A 7,184-nucleotide genomic window follows, 5' to 3' on the forward strand; every position below is an offset into this window, starting at 1 on the left:
ATCCGGCGGGCGCCTTCACGTACCAGCTCGTCGATCAGCGCGGGCGAGGTGCCGGAGGCGGACGCTTCGCGGTCGCCGCCGGCGGGGCCAGGGACTACGGTGAGCACGGGTGTGCCTTCCCGACCGACGTTGGCGCGTCGGTCATGTCTTGAGAACTCGCATGATCATCGGGAAGGTACACCCCTTCCCGACCGATCCACAGGTCTCAAGCATTGCTCGATCCGGTGCGGCAGGTCTGGTGTCACTTGTGGTGCCCGGCGAGGAGATGACCACTACGGACCTCAACCCGACTCCACCTGCGGACTGAATCCGCGTGGTCGTCCCGCCTCTCCGAGGAGGGCCGGAGTTTGGGGCAGAGCCCCAAGGTCTTCCGCCCTTCACCCTCGCATCGTCGTGCAGCCGGCCGTCGTCCGTCTCCCCCAGGCGCAGTCACGGTTGAGGCTTGCGGGCTGCTCGTCCTGGTCTCGTCGATCGTTGGGCTGGGGCGTGGATACATGAAGAGAGTGCAGCGCCTGGCGACTCCTGCCGCCTTCTACCGGAGATGCCGGCTTGCCGGCACGCGCGCCGCCGCGGCGGGACCGGCCGAAGAGCCGCAGCCCGCCGCGAGCGAGCGCGCAGGGCCAGGCCTTGTGTCGTTGGAGGGGATCGCGCCTGCCTCGACGGAGCCGGACCGGACGGCTGCTGGACGACACCGGCGTCATGCCGTTGATTGACGCCGAGCTCGGCCCACGCCCCCGGACCGCCGGAAGTGCCGATCCGGGCGGTGCTCGTCTGCCTGATGGCCTCCAAGGCAGCATCCACGGCGCGCTGCTCATCGACGGTTCCCTGGCCTGCCCGCTGATTCCCGACCGGCTCGCCCGCGCCACCACCGGCTTGGACGGTGCCGCCATCCGTGACCCCTTCGACGAACTGGCCGCGTTGATCACCGCCCGAGAGCCGTACTTGCTGCGCCTCACACAGAGCGCGAACGCAGGCACCACCCCCCGCTTCCGATGCCCGGCAGCAGGCACCTCCCCGTCGCTCACCTGCCCCCGCTTCGACCGCCTCCACCAGCGCGAGCCCAGCCGCCCAACCCCAGTCGACCTGACCGACTCCCGGCAGCGAGCCGCCACCCAGCCGCAAAACCCCTCGTTCTGCCACCCGTCCCCGACACCAAGAGCAGCGAACTGCCGAAGATCTGCCGCCAGCGCAGCATCACCCTGCGCAAAGAAGACCTTGGCCACCTCGACAAGTTCACCAGGATCTGGCCTACCACAGCCCCACCTGGATCACCACCACCTGCAAAGTGCTCGTGCCATGACCGAGGGCCTCAACGGCCGACTCAAGGGACACGGTCTCGACCTCGGCGACCCCTAGAACCGGCTCGCCCACGGCCGCGTCGCCCAAACGCTGTTGATCGCTCTCATCGTCACCGTCGCCAACGCCCACTTCCTCGACGTCTGGCGTCACCAGCACAACCCCGGCCCCGCCGTCCATCACGACGATGTCCCCGATGACGGACATCCGAGCGTCCGCCCGCCGAAGCCGGGAAACCCCCACCAGACCCTTAAGCCACAATTCGGGTCATCGACATCCAACACCGTCCCGGCCGAGGGCTTCGCCATGCCTACCAGGCCATTCACCACGCCCACACGACCGCGTGACAGCACCCGAGCCACTCATCTCGCCGGTTGATCGTTTCCCAGGGTTGGGCTGTTTGGACGCTTAGCTGTGGCTCCTGTCGGCTGTGCGGATGCAAGGCACCGGCTCAGTGGGGTTTGGTGAGCGACCATAGGGATACCGCCATAAGCAGAGCGGTCAGCCCGCCGCAGATCATTACGGTGGAGACCGAGAAGGCGTCGACGATGCGGCCGCCAAGGAAAGCGCCGAGGGCGAAGGTCGCCTGGAAGGAGGAGGTGAAGACGACCGTGGCGCCTTCGGGCGTGTGAGGGGCGGCGGTGATGAACGATGCCTGCGAGCAGACGGGCACGCCTCCGTAGGCCAGGCCCCAGACCATGAGCAACACCACGGCTCCGACGGTTGAGCCGCCGACGGAGGGCAGCAGCAGGGTGGTGACCGCGATCAGGCAGCCGGAGGTCGCGAAGGCGACTCGCCGGCGTGTGGCGGTGGCCTTGCCTGCCAGGAAGTTTCCGGCGATTCCGGCGATTCCGTACGACAGCAGGACGGCGCTGACGGCTGCGGGAGGCAGGCCGGTGACGTCCTGGAGGAAGGGCGTGACGTAGGTGTAGGTGCCGAAGTGCGCCAAGACGATGAGGAAGGTGGCCAGCAGGGCGATTGCGGCACCCCGGGTGCGCAGCATGTCGAGCAGGACGCGAGGGCTGGTGATCTGGTGGGCGGGCAGTGGCGGCAGCAGCATCAGCAGGGCGGCCAGGACCAGGATGGCTAGCACGGCCAGGACCAGGAAGGCGGTTCGCCAGCCGGCGAGGTTGCCGATGAAGGTGCCGGCCGGTACGCCGAGCACGGAACCCAGTGGCACGGCGGAGAAGATCACAGCGGTGGCGGTGCCGACGGCGTGCGGCGGCATCAGGCGGCCGGCCAGCCCGGCCCCGATCGACCAGAAGCCGCCGATGGTGAGGCCGACGAGCACCCTGGAGATCAGCATGACCCAGTAGGAGGTCGCCACTGCGGCCAGCACGTCGGCCACGGCGAGCACCGCCATGAGGACGCACAGCATCATGCGGCGGTCCAGGCGCGCAGTGGTCAGTGTGACAGTGGGTGCGGCGACCGCGGCGACGATGCCGGGCAGTGTCATGGTCAGCCCTGTGATGCCGTCGGAGATGCCGAAGTCGGCGCCGATGGCGGTCAGCAGGCCGATGGGCAGGATTTCGCTGGTGACGATGGCGAAGATGCCCAGCATGAGCGAGGTGATCGCGAGCCAGCTGATGAAGGGCGAGCGGGGCCGGGCGAGCGTGGTGGTGGACATGATTCCCGTTCAGGCAGGTGCGCGTGGCGTGAAGGCACCCAGCCAAGCAGTGATGAAGTAGCGGGCACTGGCACGTTTCGGACGCAACCGTCGCCATGACTCGTGCACCGTCAGTGCTCGTGCGGCCGTCGCTACCGATAGATCGACTCTGGCCGGATTTTTCGGTCCTTTGGCCTGCGAAGCGCCGGCTCCCGAAGGACGAGCCCGGCGACCTCGCCGCAGAGGCCGGCCGAGCTGGCCACTTTGCACGCTGAGGTTTGCGCATCTGTCTTCACCGGCGACACACGACCATCTAAAGTTACTCTTTGCATGCTCTCCGTGACTGTTTGCGGTCGCAGAGTTTGCGGACAGGGTGGGTGTGGTCGCCGAGATCGGGGGCGGGCATGGCATCGTTGTTGGAGCGTTTGGCAGCAGACGAGTCCGCGGCCCGACGCCAGCTGACCGAGCTGCGTGAGCAGATGGCGGCGTTGGAGGAGCGGCTGAGCGAGTTGGCCGTTGCGCGCAAAGTGATAGAGCCGCTCCTTGCCGAAGAGTCCGGCGCCCAAGAGGCGATCAGGCCGTCCGCCCAAGGCCACCGTCCCGGCCCTCCGGGGCTGGCCCCGGAGGGCCGGGCGCCATCGGATCGGCGCGATTTGGCCGGGACGGACGAGCAGGTGGTGGCGGCTATGACCAGCGCGGGCCGGCCGATGCAGGCCAAGGAGGTGGCCCAGGCGCTGGGCGAGCCGCAGGCGCGGGGCCGGGTGGAGGCCACGCGGGCCAGGCTCAAGAAGCTGGTGGTCGCTGGCTGGCTGACCCAGGCCGAGCCTGGGCTGTTCGCGATCGCCACCGGGATCAATGGCCATGCCGTGAAGAGAGCCGCCGAAACCGACGAGGAATAAAAGCCCAGTTCGGTCCGGATAAGTCGGTGCCGCCGAGTTTGCCCCTCGGCGGCACCGGGGTTGCGTGAGCGCCCTACTGGTAACTGATGGTGGCTCGCGCGTTTCCGGGCGTAATGCAGTGCGCGTTCGTTCGGGACGTCGAGCCGTAATTTCGTCCTGCCCTGCCCGCGATCCAGTGATCGCCGAGGCCTGGCTGGGGCGAGGAAAGGAACGGCGATGTCCCCAGCGCGCCGCACACGATCGTGATCAGCGGGCCGAGCTTCCGCCGTCGCGGTCAGGCCACAACGGTTGCCCGATGGCGTGGCCGAGGCAGGCGACGGTGGCCAGGCCCGGCCAGCCAGCAGGTCGGCGATGGCTTGGCGGTTGACTCCGGAGATGGCGGCCAACGCGCGGAGGCTCAACTGCTGGGCGTTGATGGCTGTGGTCAGGTGACGGGCGACGTGCTGGACGGCGGCTGCGGCGACGTGTCCGGACAGGTCCGCATCGGGCCATGCCTGCGGGTTGTCGGCCAGGTCCCGCGGGGCCCGGGCGCGCGCTCGCGGTCGACCTGACCGACGCCCGGCAGCGAGCCGCCCACCCTGCGGCCAAACCCCGCGTCCTGCCCCCGGTACCCGATCACAAGACCGGCGAACTGCCGAAGATCTGCCACCAGCACACCATCACCCTGCACCCCGGCGACCTTGGCCACCTCGACAGTTTCCGCCAGGACCTGCCCTATCTCAGCCCCTCGTGACGGGGGACGTACTCCCCGGTCAGGGCCATGACAGAAGGGCTGAACGGCCGTCTCAAAAGCCACGACCTCGACCTGGGTGACCCGAAGAACCGGCTCGCCCACGGCCGCGTCGCCCAGACCATCCTGGTCGCGTTGCTCGTCACCGTCGCCAACGACCACTTCCTCGGCCAGTGGCGCCACAACCATCAGCCCTCAGACGAGCTCGACACACCCGCCGACGTCCTCAAGCTCCCCGCAGAGCACATCGACCACACGCCACTCCCGGGCCGGAGCCGGCCGCCACCGGCCCCATAACCCGCAGTTCAGATCACCTTGTCGCAACACCCAGCCCGGAGTCGGCGTCGGCATGCTCAGCGACGCGAACGTGGACCTCGACCAGCGGCCTGACATCACCCGGGCCTTCCCGGACACCCGTTCCGCGACTCCCAAACCAGGACGAACCTGATTCGGAAACTCCTGAAACGACAAGATCCCGTCTGATCTCGATGATCAGACGGGATCCCCGTCACCTTCAGTTCAGCCGTCTCAAGAACGGCCCCTGGTGGGGTGTTCACGAATGGGGTTGACCTGGTGTGCAGGAAGGGCTGAGAAGATCGCTTCTCGGAAGGGGAGTGATCGTTTCCCAGACGGTAGCTGCGAGAGATACGGGCATTTCCGCCGCCTTCTCGTTGATGGTGTGCTGGCGGGCTGAACTCCGGCGGTAGCGAGGTAGACCCGGTTTGGTAGAAATGTGGCATATGAACGATTTGAGCATGCTTGAGGGTTCAGGGCCTGTTGATGTTGTAATCGGGGATGAGGGTGATCTCCCCGGAATTGTCGATCTCCTCAACGATGTGGCGGCGAACTCGATCGCGTCTTTCGACGCCCGGCCGATCAAGGTGGATGAGCGGCGCGCCTGGTTCGAACGGTTCTCCTCCGCTGGCCCTTACCGGCTGCTCGTGGCTCGACGAGACGGTCGGGTGGTGGGCTATGCCTGCAGTCAGCGTTACCGGGATCACGTGCCTTCCGGGAGACGGTTGAGCTCAGCGTCGCGATCGATGCCAGTTGCCGGGGCTTGGGGGTGGGAACGTCGCTGTATCGGGCGCTGTTCGACAGCATTGCCGACGAGCCGATCCATGTGGCCGTTGTAGGCATCGCCATGCCCAACGACGCATCGGTCGCGTTGCATCGGAAGTTCGGCTTCACAGAGGTCGGCACGTTCCACGAGTACGCCGTCAAGGACGGTCAGTACCTCAGTTCGCTGTGGATGGAGCGCCTTCTTTAACGACTGGCCGCAATCCGACCTCCACCAGCGCCCTGACACCACCCGCGCCTTCCAGGACACCTGCTCCGCTGCTACCAAACCGGGACGAACCCGGTTCGGAAACTCCTGAAACGACAAGATCCCGTCTGATCTCGATGATCAGACGGGATCCCCGTCAACTTCGGTCCAGCCGTCTCAAGAACGGCCCCTGGTGGAGATGAGGGGATTCGAACCCCTGACCCCTTCGATGCGAAGCATTCGAGTTGATCGCTCCACCTTGCGTATTGCCAGGTCAATCCGTCTGTTCATGTGCATCGTAGTGTGCCGCCGGGTCACTCTGGGCACCCTTGGTGTCACTCACTTTGTCACTTGGCCGCTTACCGGCAGCGACTTCTGATCGCTTCGGTGTGAAGCATCCGAGGGGATCGATTGAGCACATATGTTGTCTGGCCAGACAACCGCACTATTTCGTCACACGCATCACTTTATAGATGGCGAGGCGCGAATTGGACGAGCAATAGTACTTCGTTTTCCCGATAGCGAGCGCGTTCATAATCTTGGCGGCCTTGTAGCACGCCTTACTAGAGGGGTAGTATTTCACGAAAGTATCTGCGCTGGCCGGGGCCGCGTTGACCGTCAGCGTCAAACACGTCACTGCTGCCAGCATGGCAACCGTAAAGAATCGCTTCACAAAACGCCTTCTCTCGAAGTTGATACTAGAGGCTAGTTCAACGATGGCCGAATAAATGTCGAGTGAACACCCGACAATCACCGGATAGCATCCTGGATGTCCTGCCAAGGTTGTGGATGTAACCATAGAGTGCGGCGGTATATTTCTGGTATGTCGTGGATACGTTGGCGACGGCTTACGAAGGATGCGCATGTTCCCGCCAGCATCACCCTTGGCCTGCCCGTCTGCCGTCGTCCCATCCGTAGTACGGCAGCCGCATTTCGCTAGCTGAGCAGGGCATATGCGGTGGCCAGGCGGGCGCGTTGGTGGAACCAGCGGGCGCCGGCCTGGTGTCGTCGTCGCCAGGCTGACCAATGGGCGGCGTGCAGGAGTGATCGCGTTGTCGTGGTGGCGGCGTTGAACAGGCGCTTGATCTCGGCGACGGTCAGCGGGATCATGCCGGGATCGGTCGGCGGAGCCTGATCAGGGTGCGTCGGGGGTGGTGCTTGGGTGTCGGTGCGGCGGCGGGCGGCTGCTGCGGTGACGGCGCAGATGGCCAGGGCGGCCATGACCAGCACAGTGTGCCGCAGGATCGCGTGATAGAGGCGGACGGGGGCTCGCCCCGACATGTGGACACCGGCTGTCATGCGGCGAGCAGCACTCTATCGATGGTCTGCTGCTCGTAGTCGATCGGGCTGCGGTAATCGAGGGTGGAATGCCTCCTTCGGGTGTTGTAG

The 7,184-nt window shown here is 65.9% G+C and carries 8 protein-coding genes and 1 pseudogene; 4 read left to right on the forward strand and 5 right to left on the reverse strand.

All coding sequences use genetic code 11. From position 1 onward, the window contains the following. Window positions 1-1,248: 1,248 nt before the first annotated feature. Entirely contained in the window at window positions 1,249-1,503 is a 255-nt protein-coding gene (locus tag E1294_RS50225; protein WP_132519898.1) for a hypothetical protein, read from the reverse strand. A 244-nt stretch (window positions 1,504-1,747) separates the two neighbouring features. Next, window positions 1,748-2,923: an MFS transporter gene (locus E1294_RS50230; RefSeq protein ID WP_132519901.1), complete on the reverse strand. Its 1,176-nt coding sequence runs from the start codon at window positions 2,921-2,923 to the stop codon at window positions 1,748-1,750. Window positions 2,924-3,306: 383 nt separating this feature from the next. On the opposite strand from E1294_RS50230, the gene E1294_RS50235 reads away from it, so the two are divergent. From E1294_RS50235 to E1294_RS50250, 3 genes are all read left to right on the forward strand, one after another. Continuing rightward, window positions 3,307-3,801: a hypothetical protein gene (locus E1294_RS50235; protein ID WP_132519904.1), complete on the forward strand. Its 495-nt coding sequence runs from the start codon at window positions 3,307-3,309 to the stop codon at window positions 3,799-3,801. A gap of 490 nt (window positions 3,802-4,291) precedes the next feature. Beyond that, window positions 4,292-4,534 carry a hypothetical protein gene (locus E1294_RS50245; RefSeq protein WP_132519907.1) on the forward strand — a complete coding sequence of 81 codons (243 nt, stop codon included), beginning with the start codon at window positions 4,292-4,294 and terminating at the stop codon, window positions 4,532-4,534. A 27-nt stretch (window positions 4,535-4,561) separates the two neighbouring features. Beyond that, window positions 4,562-4,828, forward strand: a complete 267-nt coding sequence (locus E1294_RS50250; protein ID WP_132519910.1) for a hypothetical protein — start codon at window positions 4,562-4,564, stop codon at window positions 4,826-4,828. 470 nt (window positions 4,829-5,298) lie between these two features. Here E1294_RS50250 and E1294_RS50255 read toward each other — a convergent pair whose 3' ends face one another. Beyond that, complete coding sequence (locus E1294_RS50255; protein ID WP_132519913.1) at window positions 5,299-5,532, reverse strand: hypothetical protein; 234 nt, start codon at window positions 5,530-5,532, stop codon at window positions 5,299-5,301. Here E1294_RS50255 and E1294_RS56885 point away from each other — a divergent pair. Further along, a complete protein-coding gene (locus E1294_RS56885; RefSeq protein WP_281284629.1) occupies window positions 5,508-5,798 on the forward strand; it encodes a GNAT family N-acetyltransferase in 291 nt (96 codons plus the stop codon). The two genes, E1294_RS50255 and E1294_RS56885, sit on opposite strands and share 25 nt — an antisense overlap. A gap of 442 nt (window positions 5,799-6,240) precedes the next feature. Here the strand turns inward: E1294_RS56885 and E1294_RS50265 are convergent, their stop codons facing one another. Further along, window positions 6,241-6,468, reverse strand: coding sequence for a hypothetical protein (locus tag E1294_RS50265; RefSeq protein ID WP_132519919.1), 228 nt, complete (start codon window positions 6,466-6,468; stop codon window positions 6,241-6,243). 263 nt (window positions 6,469-6,731) lie between these two features. After that, a pseudogene (locus tag E1294_RS50270) lies at window positions 6,732-7,067 on the reverse strand (IS701 family transposase); the annotation flags it as partial. Window positions 7,068-7,184: the final 117 nt, after the last annotated feature.

Source organism: Nonomuraea diastatica (assembly GCF_004349015.1).
Taxonomy (GTDB): domain Bacteria; phylum Actinomycetota; class Actinomycetes; order Streptosporangiales; family Streptosporangiaceae; genus Nonomuraea; species Nonomuraea diastatica.

What these genes read in the sequence shown, in the direction of transcription:
- E1294_RS50225 (WP_132519898.1), bottom strand. Translation starts at nt 1,503, where the DNA reads ATGTCCGTCATCGGGGACATCGTCGTGATGGACGGCGGGGCCGGGGTT.
- E1294_RS50230 (WP_132519901.1), bottom strand. Translation starts at nt 2,923, where the DNA reads ATGTCCACCACCACGCTCGCCCGGCCCCGCTCGCCCTTCATCAGCTGG.
- E1294_RS50235 (WP_132519904.1), top strand. Translation starts at nt 3,307, where the DNA reads ATGGCATCGTTGTTGGAGCGTTTGGCAGCAGACGAGTCCGCGGCCCGA.
- E1294_RS50245 (WP_132519907.1), top strand. Translation starts at nt 4,292, where the DNA reads ATGCCTGCGGGTTGTCGGCCAGGTCCCGCGGGGCCCGGGCGCGCGCTC.
- E1294_RS50250 (WP_132519910.1), top strand. Translation starts at nt 4,562, where the DNA reads ATGACAGAAGGGCTGAACGGCCGTCTCAAAAGCCACGACCTCGACCTG.